Genomic DNA, 17510 nt, shown 5'->3' on the forward strand with positions numbered 1-17510 from the left:
ACATCGATCTGTGTCAACTAATGCCACAAATCAGGCACGACCACGGTCTACAGAGGTGACTCCCCCAACTCCGGGTGATCCAGGCGGTACATCTGCACGGTCTGTATCCCGAGTTCGGTTTCGCTGAGCAACAGGACGTAGTCGGCGCCGAATTCCCGCACCTCGCCGGGCAGTTGAGCCATGTGGCAGAGGAACCGGCCGTCGGAGCCGAAGGCCAGCCATCCGCGGTCTTCCCGGGGCCGGTCGTACTGGCGCACCCAGATGCGGCCGTCGCGCCCGATCATCACGGTGGAGATGGCCGGAAAGAGGTCGGCCGCGGGACGCTCCCCGCTGATCGTCGCCTCGTCAAACACATCCCATTCGCGAGAGCCCGGTTGGGTGCGGCTCTCGATGTAGTCCTCGCGCCAGGCGCTCACGTCCGCGGCCGTTACCTCGCGATCCGGTTCGTACCAGCGGATGATCGTCCGCAAGTCGAATTCGTCGTCCAGAACGCGAATCTCGGTGTCTCTTCCGTGCGCCAGCACGACGGTGGAGCCCCTTGCATCAACCTGTGGAAACGACTGGAAGAGGGGGAACAGCCCCAGATTCGGAGCCTCGCTGACGAATCCTCGAATTCGCCCGGGCATCCGGTCGATGCTGCCGACCAGCTGTCCGCCGGGGTCGTTGACCTCCACGATCAGCGTGTCCGGATCCGTGAAATCGGCACGATTCGCCCTCTTTGATCTCGGATTCACCGAGTATCCGTTGTCGAGCACTCCCCCGCCGTCGGGGTTGTTCACAAAGCCCGACGTGAGGTTGACCCGCCGCACGAAATCACCGTCGGCCGTGAAGAGGTTGTAGCGCCACGGGTAATAGTCGCCCACCCACAGCGTGTCGTCAGCGGTGATCCAGAGGATAAAGGGATTCGAGAACTCGCCGGGCCCTTCGCCGTACCGGCCCATCGACCGCAGGTGCCTGCCGGTCTCGTCATAGATGCGGACTTCAGCCGACGACCGGTCGATCGCCGCGATCGATCCGTCGGACAGCCGCCCCATGCCTCGGATCGAGGAAAACCACTGGTTTTCGACCTCCTCGTCCGCGCCGATGACCAGGACGGGTTCTTCGCTGATGGAACAGGTCGCATCGGAGCCCGAAGGATCGCTGGTGACGATTCGCACGCCTGCACTGTCAACGGCGATGGTGGGTTCCGGCGATGCTTCCGGGACGCAGGCCGGAATCGTTGCGACGATGAGCGCCACCGAAGCGACGAGGACTCGAAGCGAACAGGGATGGGCCGACATCGTTGTCCTCCATCGTTTGAGTCAGGCACGGTGGACCGGAGCGACTCAGGACGCGGATCCTGACGCTACACCCGGAGCCCACGCCCCCGCCAGTCCACCAGGCGTTGATGCCCGTGCGAACCGGAAACGCTCCCTGGCAACGCGGATTCGCGCATTCCGGTTGCTTTCCTTAGGATCGACCTTGTCGAGATGGAAGGAGGGTTATCGCACGTGTCGAAGAGGGTCAGTGGCCAGGGTTGTTCGCGCGCAATGCCCGCGTCAGTGGCAATCCAGGCGGTCCTGCTTCTATGCGCGTGCGGGGAGGCGGACGGTCCCCCTTCGGCCGCCATCGTCGCGAGCCTCGAAGAGGTGTTTGCCGTCGAGGCCGTGATCCAGCTCGGCGAAGACCCCGCCGACTCGATTGCCGAAATCGGAGACTTCGTCGAACGGCGGGCCGGCGGCTACGTCATCGGCGACCTGCATCTGCCGCGGGTGCGGACCTACGACGAGGAAGGGCGGCTGGAGGCAGCCTTCGGCCGGTTCGGAGACGCTCCCTTCGAGTTTCAGCGGATCAGGGCGGTGGCGGAAGCACCTTCAGGGAGGATCGTGGTCGCGGGTTCCCGTTCGTTCCATCTCACCTATCTGACCCGTGCCCTCGCTCCCGATACCATGGTCGCGTTGCCGACGGCTGCCATGGATGTCCTTGCCCTCGGATCCGACTTGCTTGTGCGGATGAATACGGGAGACCCTGAGGAACGCCGCTTCGGCCATCCACCGCTCCTTCACCGCGTGATCCCGCCGGAGTTGGTGTGGAGCAGCTACGAACTCCCCTTCTCCCCCTTCGAGAGACCCTATTGGGGCTCATTCTCGAATTTCCCGATCGCGGTGAGCGGTGACTCGATCTTTGTCATGTCCGGGGTCAGGTATCCGATTACGGTTCTCGACGGGGCGGGCGAGACCGTGGGCACGTTCGGAACCCGCTCCGCTTCGTTCCGACCGATTGAGGTATTGGAATCGGGCATGTTGGCCGATCTCGGAAGCTACGGCACCACGCTGCCCGGGCTTCTCGCAAGCTTCGACATCATTCACCGCATGGACGCGGTCGGCCGGCACTTGATCCTCACTCAAGCCAGGCACAACCCCGAGCGGGCAATGCCTCCCTTTGAGATCGTGCACACGTCGCTAGAGGTCTACGACCGGCACAGCGGCGTAAAGCTCTATGAAGATGTGCCGCTTCCGGAGGGATCCAGGGTGCTGGGCGGAGGCCGGTTTCTGTACCTCCTGCTGGATGAGCATTTCCCGCCCTGGCGGATCGCGAAGCTGCGGCTGTTGACGGAGAGATGAGGAGGCGAGAGGCCACCAATCCGCCGTCAAAGGCCAGGCATCCGAGAGAGGGAGGCCGACTGATGGACAATCTCCCGTCCCGTCGACTGGCGGCTGCGGCTTTCCTCCTTCTGCTTCCCGCCGTCTCCTGTGAGAGGCAGCAGGCCGAGGTGCCCTCGCCGGCCCTCGAAGACGTCTTCGAGTTGGTGGACGTCATTGAGTTGGGAGAGGATCCGTCCGATTCCATCGCGGACCTGGGCGAGTTTGTCGAGAGGCGGGACGGCGGTTTCGTGATCGGAGACCGGTTTCTGCCGCGGGTTCGGACCTACCGCGAGGACGGTTCGCTGGAAGCCGCGTTCGGGCGCTTCGGCGACGGACCGTGGGAATTCCGAAGGATTCGGAGCGTAGCGGAGCTTGCGGACGGCCGCATCGTCGTGACGGGCGCACAGAGTGGGGCGCTCACGTTCCTTGCTCCGGATCTGACACCTCACAGCATGTTGCTGGTCGAGAACTATGTGCCGGGAACGGTTCTCCCTATTGGGCCCGACATCGTGTTCGGCGGGGTTGGACGGGATATGTACGCAGCCGACATGGACGGTCTCTATCATCGCCTGATCGACGGCACCGTAACCTGGAGCAGCTGGAACACGCTGGCTGCCAGCATGCCGTATTGGAATGGTCTGGGACGGGCGCACGCTGCGGTCGGCGGGGACTCCGTGTACGCGATGGCGGGCCTCCTGTACCCCGCGACCATCCTGAACGGCGCCGGCGATTCGGTCGGAACCATCGGGACGCCGCCGGCAGGATTCCGCAGGGTGCCGGAGCTTGAGCCGGGCGCGCTCGCCTTCACCGCCGCACAAGGAACGGGGGCTCAAGCTGGCGATCGGATCAAACGGTTGATTGAGAGCTTTGACCTCGTCACGAGCATGGATGTTGTGGACGGCAACCGCCTGGTGTTCACGGTCGGCAAGCTGGACCCGGCCAAGCCCTGGATTCCGTTCGAGCAACTAGACGTGTCCGTGGAGGCCTACGATCGCCATACGGGGCAGAAACTCTTTGAGAACGCGCGATTGCCGGAGGGCTCGAAGGTGCTGGGCGGGGGCAGATACCTCTATGTGTTGCTTAGTCCGCGCATACCTCCGTGGCGCATTGCCAAGTACGAACTCTATCCTCTATAGCCCCTGCCGCTCGGACTCGTCAGGCCGTCCCCACCTCCCGGCGCCTGAAAAAGGCTATCGGGCGAGCGGGATGCGAAAGGACCCGACGAGCGAGATGGTGCGGTTGCGGCCGGTCGGTGCGTTGTCGCCGGCGAAGATTTCGGTCAAGCCCTCGGTGAACAGCGCCGTGACGCCGAAGAGGCCGACGTTGTAGCCCGCCCCGGCGGTGATCCCCACATCGGTGTTTCTGTCGACGCGCATGTCGTCGCAGCTCTGCTCCCTCGACATGTCGATCCCTTCGACCGAAACGTCGATGGCCACGTTGCATCGCCTGTCGCGCCCCACGCTCCCGCCGGCGAGGATATGGAAGTCGCCGCCGATCTCGAGCAGACCACGCAGCACGAGATAGTCGATCTCGATATTCAACTGACCAGCCGCGCCGCCCTCGCTGAATTCCGACCCGGCGCCCTTCTCGATGTAGCCGGCTTCCACCCGCAGGCCGATCATGTCGATCACCCGCAGGGAGAATCCGCCCGCGAGATTCCGTCCGATGCGGCTCTCCGTGGCTTCCTCATCGGTCGCGAGGCCCATGGTCGCTCCGGCTCCCAGGATGAAGTCGGTGGTTCTCCCCTGCGCCCGGGTGTCGTCGGCGGCGACCGCCAGCAGGAATGCGCAAAGAACGAGTGCGAGCGGCTGTCTCATGGTGGAACTCCCTACCCCGACGATGAACCGAGTTCGACATGCACGCTGTACCAGTTGAAATTCTGACCGGCCGCGTCCAGCGTGACAGACTGCTTCGCCCCCGCCGCGAGGTCAACCCTGGGCGTCGGGCCGAGTTCGGTTCCGTTGGACAGATGGATCTCGACGCGCACGTCGGTGACCGTCGCGCCGGTCGTGTTGGTTACGGTGCCGTTGAACCGCCGGCCTGATGCATCGTAGCTGATGACCAGGTCCACGCCGCGGCGGGTATCCGTCGCCGTCTGATCGGCGTTCCAACGGACGCCCGACTCGCCCGGTTCGGTGGAACTGCTTCTGCAGGCGGCCACCATGGCCAGGAGGGCGAGGGTCGCGGTACGGAAGGCTGTATGTCTAGTCATGAGTCTCTCCTTCGTTTATGTCGTGTTGGTTGTTGTCCTTGTCGTGTTCGAGGCTTTCGGCAGACCTGTGCTCCCGCGGCTGCTCGTGTTCCTCCGATCGCGCGCCTTCGACGGCCTGCTGGTCCTCATGGGGCGCTTCCGGTGCGGGTGCCAGCGCCGGCGCGAACGACGGGGCGAGGATCAGAAGGCCCACCGCGCTCATTCGCCGCCAGGGGGACGACGACGCCCGGGGCGAACTGTGTCCGGCCATGAGCCTCCGAACGCGCCGCTCCAGCTGTGAGCGACGCCTGCCGATGCACGGAACCGGGGTGCGCCGGTCCCTCCCGACCACCCATCCGGCCACCTCGGCCAGGCAACTCGCCATCGCGAAGCGGTCGTCGACCTGACTGGCCGCCCAGTCGTCGCACAGCTCTTCGGCGGCGAATCGCACTTCGCGCACGGCAAGCCGGAAAAGCGGCTGGAAGAAGAAAACCGCCTGGAGGACGTTCAGGATGCCCAACCGGATCGGGTCGCGGCGCAGATGGTGCGCGACCTCGTGGCCCAGAAGTGCACGGAGCTCTTCTTCGTCCAGTTCATGGAGCGCGCGCACGGGCACGCAGATCTCGCGGCCGGTCCCTGCGCCCAGCGCGATGGCCGAGCCCAGGTTGTCGCTTTCCGTTAGAAGGGGCGCGGGCGCCAGTGCCGCCCTGAGGCTGAGTGCGGCCAGCGCGCGCGAGGCCCGCGGGTCCATCACCGGCTCACGGTCGCCCAGGCGGTGCCGCAGTTTCCCCAATCGAAGCAGGTAGTAGGCGAGCAGTCCCCCGGCGAACACAACCCAAAGGGTGCCCGCGGAGTCGGCCCAGCCCGCCGGGAGCGCAATCTCGGCGCTGTGTGCTTCTTCGCCCGACGGCGAGAAGACGGACGCCACGCCGTCCCGGTGGCCTGATTCGCCCTCGGAGTGACGCTCCTCCCCGGCGATGGCGGTGGGCATGGAGAGCCGCCAGACCGCGGAATCCCACGAGGTCAGGGAGTGGACCGTCGGAGTGATCAGGCTGGCGGCGAGCGCCGTGTACCAGATCGTTTCCCTCAGCCGCGCACGCGTCCGGGGGAAGAGACGCAGGCCCAGCCAGGCGGCGCCGCACCAAAGCGTGCTGTGGATGAGGAACGTAAGCAGCCACGCCGTCATTTCGATTCCCCCTTCCGCTTGCTGGACACCATCGCTCTCAGATCGTCCAGGTCGTCCGGGTCGATCTCGCCGGACCGGACCAGATGGTTGACCAGTGCCGTGCTGTCACCGGAGAACAACCGCGTCACGAGATCGCCCACCATGCTCCTGCGGACATCCGCCTCGGCGATCGCGGGCCGGTAGATGAACTGCCGTCCCTTCGTTCGATGCTCCACGCACCCGTACTCCTCCAGCTTGCGCAGCATCGTCTTGATGGTCGTGACGGCGAGGCGCCGCTCTTCAAATAGCGCCTGGTGCACCTCGATGGCGGGGGCTTCGCCTCGCTCCCAGAGCACACGCATGATGGCGAGTTGCAGGTCCCCCAGTTGCCGCTTCCGCTTCATCACTCGCTCCCTGCGAGGTCGCTCCGAAACGCATGCATTTCCCCACGCAGGATCTGGAGCTGGTTGTATACGGGCCGATAGGCCGCGCCGCTCGGGCGGGCGGTCTCGCCACCTCCGTGCTCGCCGCGCCCCTCGCGCCCGCCGTGCTCGCCGGCGCCTTCGCCACCCTCTTCCCCGCCTGCGCCGTGGCCATCTTCGACGCCGGCTTCGGGGTGACTGACCCACGCGCTGAACTCGTTCCCGAAGGCTCCCAGTTCCACGGGGACGGTCTCGCCCGGACCGACATCGATACGCCTGGTCGGACCGAGCTCCGTGCCGTTGTCCAGATGGACCTCAACGCGCACTTGCGGGAGAAGCCGTGCCGTGCTGTTCGTTACCGAGCCGACGAAGACCTGTGTCGCCGGGTCGAACTCCAGAACCAGACGGGCGCCGTTGCCGAAGAGCTTGTCCTGTTTCGTCATCTTCGGGAGGTAGGTCCCCTCACCACCTTGCCGGCTCTCGCGCCTGCCTGCCTGCGGACCCGATGTGTAGGCGGAGAGACCCGATGCCACCCGCATCTCGCGGAGGTCGGCACGGGCCTGTTTCACGAGATCGTAAAGATTGTCGGCGTCCGCGCTCTCTTGCGTCGGCTGTTGCTCTTGCAAGCCGGGTGCCAGAGCTTTCCCGCCGTTCGCGGGCGCGGAAACCCCGGCCCCGGCCATGCCGAGCGCCATCAGGAACATCAGTGTCATCTTCATCATCGCTCTCCTTCCGAGTTGGGTAGCGATCCCGCGGCGCCACGCGCGTCCGTCGGTACGACTACCGCACTAGTTGACGATCGTAGTAGTCGACACGGCTCGCGAAGGTTCCGCGATGGAAAGGCGGGGGGTCCCCGGGCCGCGAGGAGGACTCGGGCAGCTTGCAGATCGAGCCTGCGGCGCGGATCAGTGCGGAGGTCGGCGGCCCCAGCGCCAGAGGAGCACCGGAATCAGAGCCTGCGGCTTGCGCGCGGTACGCTCCATGAACTGGTAGGTGTAGCCGCGAATCTCCGAGCCGGAGAAATAGACTTCAACCGAGTACAGTTCAGATGTTGAATACCTTTGCAACGCGGCGAGCCCTTCCGGTTGCCAGATTTCATCGATGTAGACCCATGGCGCCCGCACGAACCCGCCTCTCCCGATGGAGAAGAACGTGAACTCACCCGCGGGGCAGGGCCTCATCCGAACGATGGTGTGGTCGTCGACGAAATCGAGACCAGTGGCGGCACCGGAAGCGAGCAGTGCCTCTCGGTCGTAGGCGCGGATGAGCCCGCGGCCGACCGAGGCGTCGCCTCGCCGCGACCGCATGCGGTCTTCCATGGTCTCGATGTTGCTCGCGACCGCCGTGATCCCGTCCAGCATGAACGGTTTGGGCACCAGAGGTATCTCCACCAGGTCGTCGGGGCGGCCGGTCGCGGTGAAGGCGATCACCTTGTCGTGGTAGCCGATCTGCTTGACCGTGATCAACTGGGGTCCCGGCGGCACATCGGCGGCGACGAAGGAGCCCAGCGAGTCCGCCAGGGTTCCGTGGTTCTCCGATTCAACGAAGACGGCGGCGCCGGGGATGGCGGTGCCGCTCACCATGTCGTAGACGACGCCGCGGACCGCGACACGGTCGGGCGCGACGACCGTGAGGCTGTCCAGCAGGATCGGGCTGGGGGTCAGCGCGATCTCGATGAAGTTGTTGCCGTCGCCCGTCAGGTTGATCGGCAAGTCCCGCCGTTCGTAGCCGATCCGGGTCACGGTGACGATGTGGCCGCCCGGCCGAAGACCGCGGACCGAGAAGACGCCTGCGGAATCCGAAGAGATGAACTGCTGCAGCGAGCTGAAAGACACGGTCGCGCTGGCGATGGCATCCCCGGTTTGCACATCGTAGACAACGCCCTGAAGCAGGGCCCCGGGAAGATCGGGCTGCTGCGCCGCCGCCGGCGCGGCGAGGACGATGATGGCGAGCCGGAGGAGATAATTGCGTAACCGCATCACACCGACGGCGCGATGGTCCGGGCACCTCGCTTCACTATTGTCCCTCCCCGGGCATCTCGACTTCGTATACCTCGACAAACTCGCGGCCCAGCTCATCCTTGCGCAGCACCACGATGCGATCATCGGCGATGTCCAGCAACTCGTGGACCGGGCTCGGGATGGTGACTTCCCACTCGACCAGCGCCCTGCCGGTGATGGAGCCTTCACGGATCTGCAGCCAATCCGGACGGAAGACCGGAAGATGGATCGAGGCGACCGGCGTTCCGTCCTCGCCGAGAACCGTCCAAAGCCGCCGATCATCCGATAGCTTCGCATAGTCTCCGATCCACATCCCGCCGTCGGCATCCACCTTGATGGACCCGAACGCCGGATACGCGTCCCGTATTTCCGATTGCTCCAGGCGCCTCCGCCGGTCAGCCCGAACGATCTCGGGGAACATCTCCAGGTACAGACTGGTCCATTCCTCGCGTTCCGCCGGGGTTACTCGCCGCAGGGAAGAGCCACCGCGGACCCTGGTGCGCACGGCCGATCCCTCGTACAGCGTCAGGTCCAACGAGTCGTTCGCACCGACGACGGTACGGCCTCCACGTCCATCGTACAGCGCTGAGCGACCGAACCCGACGGCGGTCCACTGATTCGGTGCGACGTGGCGCTCCTTGCCCGCCCACTCGCCCAGGGTATCGAGTGATTCCTCGATGCCGGCACAGGCCACCAGGAACAGCGGACCGCGTTGCACGCCCGGCGGGAGATCGGGCCTGGTTTCGAGGACGCCGATGAAGCCTTGCCCATTCACATCGGCCAGAGGAACGACTTCTCCCGTCGCGGCCGTGCATCCGCTTCGCTGGACCCCAATGACGCCGCCCTCCCGATCGAGGAACGTAAACCGCCGCAAGGCTCGGTCGTAAGCGAACAGCGATCCGTCGCGGGTGAGCCCGATCCGCGAGATCTCGGTGTACTCGCCAGGACCCTCTCCCGCCCGGCCCACGCGCGCCCGCAGACTCCCGTCCGGATGCAGGAAGGTGAGGTTGGGCGAAGCCTTGTCGGCGATAACCAACGACGAATCAGGCAGCAGAACCGCGCCCACCACCTCGACCAGGTCAAGACCTTCGAGCGTGGAGTGAAGCAGCGTCAGGCCGAGTTCGGGAAGGTCGAGGGCATGCAGGTTGGGGATTGTGGCAATGCTCACCCCTCCGGAATCGACCACGCTTATCGACTGGGCATCCCCGCCGGGATCAAGTCGTCGACCAGGCTCCGGAGCATCCCCACAACCGAAGGTCGGGAGCAGTGCCAGAAGGCAAGAAACGGCAACTGCACGGCCTACCGGCTTCATGGGCTCCGTTGTCTCGGGAAATGCCCTTGTGAGATCGTGCCGTCGCCTGGTTGGACACGATATGGCTACGGATCGTTTCACCAGCAAGCCTTGTGCCCAAACCTCGTTGCGCCCGGAGGCGCACTATTCCGCCTTGCCGGCCGCCGAAACGCGCCTCAAGTATACGAAGCCTCACCTCACACCGACCGGCAGTCGCCGCACTACGACGCTCGCCACGTCGAATTCGTCACGCTCGATGAACGCGGCCAGCCCGTCCGGCCCGAACGCGTCGGGCATCGCGGTCGTGCCGGCCGCGAAGGTCCCGATGTAGCGGCCGTCCGGGGTCAGCACATCGATCGGGCCATCGCTGGCCGGTTCCTCCCCGCGCCGGAGCACCCAGATCGTCCCCTCCCAACTGGTTTGCAGGTCGCGGACCACCGGCACCTCGGGGTAGACCTCCATGTTCCGGATCCGCTCGCGTCTCATTTCGGCCAAGGCGGCGGCGAACGGCAAATTCGATCTGGCGGCGCGTTCCTCGTTCTCCTCCAACTGGCGCTCGATCTCCCGATCCCTGATGCGGGCGGTTACAGGTTCAGGGCGAAAGGGCCGGGTGAGTACCCGGGTCAGTTCCCCGTTTCCCGTCGCCACCTTGATCGCATAGGCGGAAGAGTCGGTGAAGACCAGCCCGCCGCCCGGCAGCGCCCCGGCCACCAACTCCGGCCCGAAGCCGTCCGGATCTCCCGGTGGCCGCCACGCCCGGATCACCGTGTCCTGCACGGCCTCATCGCCGGTCAGGACGAATCGGTAGACGGGGCGGAACGATGGCTCGGGGCCGTCGGCGGGGCCGCCCATGCTCATTGCCGAGAAGCTTGTCGTGATGATGTTCTGGCCGTCCCTGGCGGGCAACAGGGTTCGCATCCCGTAGAACAGGTTGCCGGGCATGCGTACCGAGCGGTCGAACTCGCCGTCTGGTCCGAACACGTCAAATGCGGTGTGACCAGGATCGAACACCACCGTGCGCCCGTCACGGAGCACCGTGAATCCGACGGCCGTGTTGGTATTCCCGGCAAACTCCCCGGGCCCATCGCCGATCCGTCCGAACTCGTGGACCAACTCACCGACTTCGCTCACAACCACGACCCGGCCGCCCTGGTCGTCCATCACATGCAGGTTGCCGGACTGGCCGAAGCCGACGGCGCTGACCCGGCTGAACTGCTCCCACGCGTTCCCGGCAATGGACCCCACCCGGTAGACCTCATCGAACTCCGCTTCGAAGATCCGGTCTTCGGCGGGCAGCTCGATCACTTCCTGCGCGACGAGGGCCGGGGTGGCGATAGCGAAGACGCTCCCCACTGCCAGTTGGCTCAACCGCGTTCTCGGCATTCTGGACGCTCCTTTAACATTGTGTCTGGATCGACGAGCCCGTAATAGGCGACTACCGCGTCTGGAACGTGATGGGAAGCGAGATCCACACCGGAACCACCTTGTCCAGGTTGAGTGCCGGAGTGAACCTGAACACGTTGGCCACGCGCAGCGCCGCCTCGTCGAGCGAGGAGTGTCCCGAGGTCTCCGCGACGAGGGTGTTCTGAACGATCCCTTCCTCGTCGATGAAGAAGTGCACCGTCACCCTCCCGCCGATGCCGTTGTCACGCAGGATCGGGGGATACTCCCGCTCCAGCGCACGCTCCACTTCAGGCTGGTTCATGAGGTCGGGGCGGACCGTGTAGGGGGTAAACGACGGCGCCGCCGAGATGTCGACCGCCTCCTCGTCGGGAGGAGGTGGCAGCTCTTCGACCGGATTGTCCTCGAAGGTGGTCGGCGCGATGGTGATGTCCTCGCTGATGTCGGCCGCGGCGATCACGGGGGTCGCGGGCCGGCTGATCGCCTGGGGCGGCGGGGGAATCTCGATCTCGGGCGGGAGTTCGATCGCCACCAGCTCCTCGGAATCGAACGAGACGTCCGCCGCGGTCATGCTCGGCCAGAACATGAACATCACGAAGTGGACCACGGTCGCGACCAGAACCGATCCCCAGAACCATGTGTCGAACGACTTCTTGAAGCGGTCGTTCGCCGTCTCCAGCGGCGCGCCTTCCTGCACCTGCACAGATCCGTTGTCGCTCATCGTCTCTCCTCGTCATGTGGCCGAAGAACACCAGGCTGGTACGATGGAGAGCGAGAGCGGATCTGTCAACTAAAAAGTTAGTTGCTGATGGAGCCGGGCTCAAAGGCTACCGCCGCCAAGCACCCACATCGGGGATCCCCCGGCTGAACAGCACGTCCAGACCCGGTCCGGCGGCTCCCGCGGCCGCGTCGCTCGCGACCTGGTTTGCGGCCGGCGGGTCGCTCAGGAATCCGCGCACCTGCCCGGTTCGGGGATCGCGAAGGATGGCCATCGGGCGATCCGTGCTCTGGTCGATCGTGACCGAGCCTCGGGGCCCGGAGAGCGCGATGCTCGCCAGGGCGTCCCAGCCTGCCTGGACCGGCAGGGCGAACACGAAGCTGCTCTCCTCGCCCTCGGCGTCGGCGACGACCGGCATCTCGAAGCTGACGGCGAACAGCTCGCGGCCATCCGCGGACCGTCCTGAAAGACGGTACTCTCCACGGGCCTCGGGCAAGACAGGTGGGGCGCCGACCACGAACGCCGGTTCGAGGAAGGGCACGGTGTCGGCGTTAACGCCACCCCACAGCAGCAGTACCTTCGTCGGTGGGGCGTCCATCGGCGGCGACGGCAATCCCACGCTGTCCGCATCGCTCAGGCGGAACCGCAGCGCGTTGGTGAACGAGTAGTCGCTGATCCACTTGTCACCGCAATAGGCCATCAGGTCCGTCGCGGAGGGCGGCACAAGCTGGCCGCCATCGCGGAAGTCGTAGCCCCACGCACCGATAGACCCGTCGGAGTACGGGAACGAAGGATCCGGTCCTCCCGCCCCTCCGCACGGCGCGTGTTGGAGATTCAGGTTGTGACCAAGCTCGTGGGCGATGACGAACGAGCCGGCGCCCGCGAAGCTCGACCGTCCGGGCAGTCTCGCGATTCCGGAGGGCCCGGTCCTCGGCCGCGCCATCATCCCCATGTAGTGGCCGCTGCCCCCTTCCATGGCGCGGATGGCCCTGGTCTTTCTAAACAGGTCCCGACCGTCGTTGCTCGAACTCAAGACCGGTTCGTGGGCCGTTACCTCGATATCGTGGACCGGCAGGAGCGTGCGGGTGTCCGCGAGCAACTCGTGTGTGTCGGGACTGGCGGCGATCTCCCTGACGAGACTCACGATCGACTCGTCGCCCGTTTCGGTCCAGATGAACGGGACCAGTGTCAGATCGAAGACCGGCATCGCCCCTACATCCACGGCCAGACGGCCCGTCTCGGGGATCCGCCTCGCTACCCCCAGCGACGAGTCCAGCGCCCCTCCCGGGTCAACCTCGATCACCATCTCAAGCCCCGGCTGAATCACGCGTCCGGGTATCTCGGCGTTGACCGACTTGTCCAGGCTGCTCTCGTCGATCTCGGTCGGGATGGGCGCGGATGCGCCGCGCATTTCGGCCACATGCGTCTCGCGGCCGTTCTGGTAGAATCGGGCGCGAACGTCTGGAAGACCCACGCCACCGCTGCGGCTGGCCGTCGGAAACACGCGGAGCAACGCCTTCTCACCCGCCACCAGGGGGACCGGGAACTCCCGCGACTGCACGGCCTGCGTCAGGTAGGCCATCGGTGGATCCCCCGCGCTGCACGGAGCGATCCTGCGCTTGTAAACCTGTCCGAGCCACGATTGGAAGCCCGCATCCGTGGTTGCGCACAGATCGGTGCCTCCAGCCAGCAGCGCGTCGAGCCGGGACAGCGCGGTCATGCCGGCGGGAAGGGGGCCCGCCATGCCGGAGTTGCCTGTGAGGCCCATCTCCCGGAGGCTCGCCATTCCGCCGATCGCGGATGGCACCGGGCCGGACAGATCGTTGCCCTCCAGTGACAGGAACTCCAGGGCCGCGAGGTTGCCGAACTCGGACGGGATGGGACCCTCGAGGCCGTTGTCTTGCAGAAACAGGAGTTCCAGGGTCGACAAGCTGCCGAGTTCGGGTGGAATGGCACCTTCGAGGTCATTGTCGTCGAGAAACAGCCGTTCCAGGGCCGCGAGGCTGCCGAGTTCGGGCGGGATCGGGCCGCTGAGTTGGTTTCCCCACAGATCGAGCGTCGTCAGGTTGGTGAGGCCACCCAGTGCGGACGGAATCGGACCCGACAGTTCGTTGTCGCCCAGGTATAGTCCTTCGAGTGCCATGAGATCGCCCAGTTCCGGCGGAATCGGGCCGATCAGGCCGTTCACGTTCAGGCCAAGCTCCTCCAGGTTGGCGAGGTCACCGAGTTCCGGCGGGATCGAGCCGGTCAGGTCGTTCGCGGTCAGCGAAAGCACCTCCAGATTGGGCAGGCCACCGAGTTCTGGTGGAATCGGGCCCTTGAGCTGGTTCACCGCGAGAGTGAGCTCGGCAAGGTCGGCGAGACCACCGAGCTCCGGCGGGATCGGGCCGGTCAGGCCGTTTTGGTTCAGCCGAAGCTCGTTCAGACCGGTAAGTCGGCCCAACTCCGGCGGAATCGGACCAGTCAGGTCGTTCTGGAAGAGATACATCTGCTCCAGGTTGGCGAGGCTGCCGAGTTCAGGTGGGATCGGTCCGCTGAGGTCGTTGCAGCAGAGATTGAGCTTCGCGAGGTTGGCGAGGCTGCCCAGTTCGGACGGAACCGGATTATGTTGATCGAGAATGATCGTAACATACTATACGATAATGATTTACATCATTCGCTACTCGGATGATGTATCACTTCAAATACGCAAGCCTGATCGAGAATCCCTTGCACCTTATGGGAGTTTCGCGGACCATCGCACGCAATACACCCGCTCGGTTAAGCCGTTAGCTTGAACCTGCGGCGGGTTGCGTCGATGGCGACCGACGAACTGCGAAGCGCCTCCACGTCCGCCGGGGCCGGAAGGCGGTGGAGACACCGTGGTTTCAGCCTAAGTCGAGCCAAGTACAGCCGCTCGTATCGATCCGGTAGGCTCGAATCCAAGTCAGGAGGTCGTCCTCAGCTTCATTGAGGCGTCGGTCGAGAAGGAAGAGGGTATCTCGCGCCACGGTGTGAACCGGACGCATTTCGTTCGAGTAGGGCACCGGGGCATCGACGCACGCAGTCGTGCGATCGGGGGCGATGATGCTCAGGTACACTTCCGATGTGATGTTCCCGGCAGGCAACTCTCCGTCCAGCGTGGAGTCGTGATGCAGCACGACCGTGCTGCCATCCGACATGCGGTAGAGGCCATACATCGAAGAAGCCGCCTCAAACATCTCCGTCATCGAGCTAAAGGACTCCAAGTCATCGAATACCTCTTGGACGTTGGGCGGAACGCCCCGGCGCGTCGTGTTGGGAAGAAAGAGGGTGTCCAGAAACACGCCATCCAGTGTGGAGAGGTAGATCTCGTTCAGACCGCTCATGCCAGACAGCAACGTATCCGACCACGCGACGACACTGCCAAACGACTGAAAAGCCGCGAACCTGCCGAGGCCCTCCAACGATCGCTGATAGGGCGCTGGAAGGGGAACGACATAGTCGATCGCCGCTTCGGGGTAGCGCCAGACAGCCGCGATCGTCCCGTTCGTAGGGTCTCGGGTCGGAAACACTACTCCTTGATCCACCACCGATACACCGCCCATCCCCACCCGGCCGCTGAAGGAATGCGCGCCGAGGGAGGTGCCGTCATGCTTGGAGAAGAGTTGTAGGAGATTGCGGCGGTTTCCAGCACCAACCACAACTGAATCGCCCAGGACGAAAGCGGTCGAGATGGAGCGGAACTCGCCGGGGCCGCCCCCCGGACGACCGTAGAACTGCCGGAGCTTGCCGTCCCGTTCGTATCTGAGGATCCGGTTTTGGTAGAAGTCCGAGATCAAGAACGAACCGTCAGCGGTGTCCACTACCAAACTGAAGGGGTTGCCAAGATAGAACCGATCGTTCTCGTCGAGGAGAACGCTATCGACAACCGTGACGGCAGGCCCGGCTGTTGCGCGGTCCATACTGGGATCCGGTTCGCTCCCGCATCCGACGCCGACCAGCATTGCGGACGCCGCGTAGCTGCCGCGAGACAACCAGGCCCACCGTATCACGAGCCGCTACTCCGGGGGGTTGACGATGATCGGATCCATCACGTAGCACCAACACGAGGGATCGTTGATCGGGTTGCCGCATATGTCCTGGCACTGAGAGACGGCATCGAAGTACGTCCAATAGCCAGATCCCTGTGCTGGTTCCGTCCCCGTGAACGTGAGCAGGGCAAGGAGCATTATGCCCAACCCTGTCTGGGCGAGTAACCTACCGATTCTGGTTTTGGGTTCCATCTCGTACCTCCGTGGTTGATTGTGGGGTTGGTGTTTGGCTGCGGGATACTGAATGCGCCCGGTCGGACGCCATGAGCTTGATCGTTTGTTCGAGAGGCATCTCGCGTGTTTCCGAGAGAAGTGGGCTCTCCTGTAGGCCGAATAACCGAGGCGACTGATAGACCAGCGATCCGTCGGAGAAGACCAGTTCTACCGGCAGCAGCCGAGACTCCACAGGTGTCGAAAGGGTCGCCGACACCGGGAGCGGTGCCAGACGGAGCCGCTCCCATCGCTGGGGAGGTCTGGAAAGAACCAGCATGAATTGGTCTGGGTTCGTGGCCCGCCAATCGAGCCACTGCGACAGGAGCGAGGTGCATGAGAAACACTGCGACGGATCCAACACGAACGCGACTACGGGTCCAGATCCCGCCGATGCTTGGGCAAGCGTCTCTCCTCCTTCCACAACCCAGTCAGCCGGTGACTCTGGACCGCCGTCGCATGCCGCGAACATGCCGACTGCGAATAGGAAAAGGCAGATGCCGAAACGGTCGCCGCCGCGATAGGTTGGACGGTGCCTGCGGCTGAGAAGGCGTCGCTGGCGCGGGCGGACCCTACGGTAACCTCTTGCAGGGCAACAGAATCCGCTTGTCGCTCGGGTCATAGGGGTCGGGTTGCGAGTGTGCTTTCGCCGCGGGGAGGGCGGGTCCTCCGTAGCTTCGCGGTGCATCTCGTGGTTGGAAGATTCGTGGAAGATGGATCAGGAACGAAGCACGGAAGGTAATGAAGCTCATCCGAGTGTCAACTCCTTTGGGCCGGGATGTTGGGAGCAAGGTGGTGTGCCCGGTTTTCCAAGAGCGAATCCGCCCTAAGCAGCTCGATCCGGCTACTCGGTCTGGCCCGCACGGGCCGCAACCCCAAGACCGGTGAACCCTTCGAGGTCCCGTCCCGCAGAGTGCCGGTCTTCAAGCCCTCGACACCCCTCCGAGAGCGCGTGGACCTAGTCTAGGGTAACGGGCTCTCCCGGCTTGTGGACTCCCCAACCGGAAGCGGGGGCGGCCTTGGGAGCTCCGATGGGCGCTCCAGAGCGAGTTTCACGGAATCTGCGGGCTCTGGGATCGTCCAGAATCGACGATCCCCGTTTCCCGAGGGGTAAGGGTGGAAGGCCGCGTGTACGACGGGCAGTGCGATGTCCTCTTGCGATAGGCCGCCACCCTCCTGCTGGCTGGGATGAACGGGCGAGGATCGCGACACCAAGCCGAGCGGTGGGAACCGCAGCTTGGTTGGGTCGCGGATCACCGAGGGATGGGTCTGCCGAAAGACGCGAGGTGCCACAGCCGATCCGGCCACCGAAAACCCCTCAGCGGCTCGGCCCAGCGTCGCGCTCCGGCCCGCGCGCCGGCGGCCTTGTCACCAGCCGTGTCCGCGCGGTCTCGCGGCGCCAGATGTCCCGTAGTACTCGGTCAAGCCTGTCACTT

At 64.8% G+C, this 17510-nt stretch carries 14 protein-coding genes and 1 pseudogene; 3 read left to right on the plus strand and 12 right to left on the minus strand.

Features of this window, described 5'->3' with window-relative positions:
• Positions 1-47: 47 nt before the first annotated feature.
• A complete protein-coding gene (locus OXU32_15375; GenBank protein ID MDE0075336.1) occupies positions 48-1280 on the minus strand; it encodes a hypothetical protein in 1233 nt (410 codons plus the stop codon).
• 249 nt (positions 1281-1529) lie between these two features.
• Here OXU32_15375 and OXU32_15380 point away from each other — a divergent pair, with 249 nt between their 5' ends.
• A complete protein-coding gene (locus OXU32_15380; GenBank protein ID MDE0075337.1) occupies positions 1530-2603 on the plus strand; it encodes a hypothetical protein in 1074 nt (357 codons plus the stop codon).
• Positions 2604-2665: 62 nt separating this feature from the next.
• Positions 2666-3760, plus strand: coding sequence for a hypothetical protein (locus OXU32_15385; protein MDE0075338.1), 1095 nt, complete (start codon positions 2666-2668; stop codon positions 3758-3760).
• Between the two features lie 54 nt (positions 3761-3814).
• On the opposite strand, the gene OXU32_15390 is transcribed toward OXU32_15385, so the two are convergent.
• The 11 genes from OXU32_15390 to OXU32_15440 form a co-directional block, all read right to left on the minus strand.
• Positions 3815-4441: a hypothetical protein gene (locus OXU32_15390; protein ID MDE0075339.1), complete on the minus strand. Its 627-nt coding sequence runs from the start codon at positions 4439-4441 to the stop codon at positions 3815-3817.
• An 11-nt stretch (positions 4442-4452) separates the two neighbouring features.
• Complete coding sequence (locus tag OXU32_15395) at positions 4453-4836, minus strand: hypothetical protein (GenBank protein ID MDE0075340.1); 384 nt, start codon at positions 4834-4836, stop codon at positions 4453-4455.
• Positions 4829-6001 (minus strand): M56 family metallopeptidase, encoded by a 1173-nt coding sequence (locus OXU32_15400; GenBank protein MDE0075341.1) that lies wholly within the window; start codon positions 5999-6001, stop codon positions 4829-4831. The genes OXU32_15395 and OXU32_15400 overlap by 8 nt, the downstream gene beginning before the upstream one ends.
• A complete protein-coding gene (locus OXU32_15405) occupies positions 5998-6384 on the minus strand; it encodes a BlaI/MecI/CopY family transcriptional regulator (GenBank protein MDE0075342.1) in 387 nt (128 codons plus the stop codon). Before OXU32_15405 ends, OXU32_15400 begins: the two co-directional genes overlap by 4 nt.
• Positions 6384-7124 (minus strand): hypothetical protein, encoded by a 741-nt coding sequence (locus tag OXU32_15410; GenBank protein MDE0075343.1) that lies wholly within the window; start codon positions 7122-7124, stop codon positions 6384-6386. Before OXU32_15410 ends, OXU32_15405 begins: the two co-directional genes overlap by 1 nt.
• Positions 7125-7307: 183 nt before the next feature.
• Positions 7308-8381: a carboxypeptidase-like regulatory domain-containing protein gene (locus OXU32_15415; GenBank protein ID MDE0075344.1), complete on the minus strand. Its 1074-nt coding sequence runs from the start codon at positions 8379-8381 to the stop codon at positions 7308-7310.
• A gap of 37 nt (positions 8382-8418) precedes the next feature.
• Positions 8419-9570 (minus strand): 6-bladed beta-propeller, encoded by a 1152-nt coding sequence (locus tag OXU32_15420; protein ID MDE0075345.1) that lies wholly within the window; start codon positions 9568-9570, stop codon positions 8419-8421.
• A gap of 315 nt (positions 9571-9885) precedes the next feature.
• The gene (locus OXU32_15425; protein ID MDE0075346.1) at positions 9886-11061 is read right to left on the minus strand and encodes a hypothetical protein; all 1176 of its coding nucleotides are present in this window, start codon (positions 11059-11061) and stop codon (positions 9886-9888) included.
• 67 nt (positions 11062-11128) lie between these two features.
• A complete protein-coding gene (locus OXU32_15430; GenBank protein ID MDE0075347.1) occupies positions 11129-11815 on the minus strand; it encodes a TonB family protein in 687 nt (228 codons plus the stop codon).
• A 106-nt stretch (positions 11816-11921) separates the two neighbouring features.
• Positions 11922-14300, minus strand: coding sequence for a M66 family metalloprotease (locus OXU32_15435; GenBank protein ID MDE0075348.1), 2379 nt, complete (start codon positions 14298-14300; stop codon positions 11922-11924).
• A 379-nt stretch (positions 14301-14679) separates the two neighbouring features.
• Positions 14680-15777: a hypothetical protein gene (locus tag OXU32_15440; protein MDE0075349.1), complete on the minus strand. Its 1098-nt coding sequence runs from the start codon at positions 15775-15777 to the stop codon at positions 14680-14682.
• Positions 15778-16930: 1153 nt separating this feature from the next.
• Here OXU32_15440 and OXU32_15445 point away from each other — a divergent pair.
• Positions 16931-17041: pseudogene (locus OXU32_15445) on the plus strand (HU family DNA-binding protein).
• The last annotated feature ends 469 nt before the right edge of the window (positions 17042-17510 follow it).

This window comes from Gammaproteobacteria bacterium, assembly GCA_028819075.1.
Classification (GTDB): Bacteria; Gemmatimonadota; Gemmatimonadetes; order Longimicrobiales; family Gaopeijiaceae; genus BD2-11.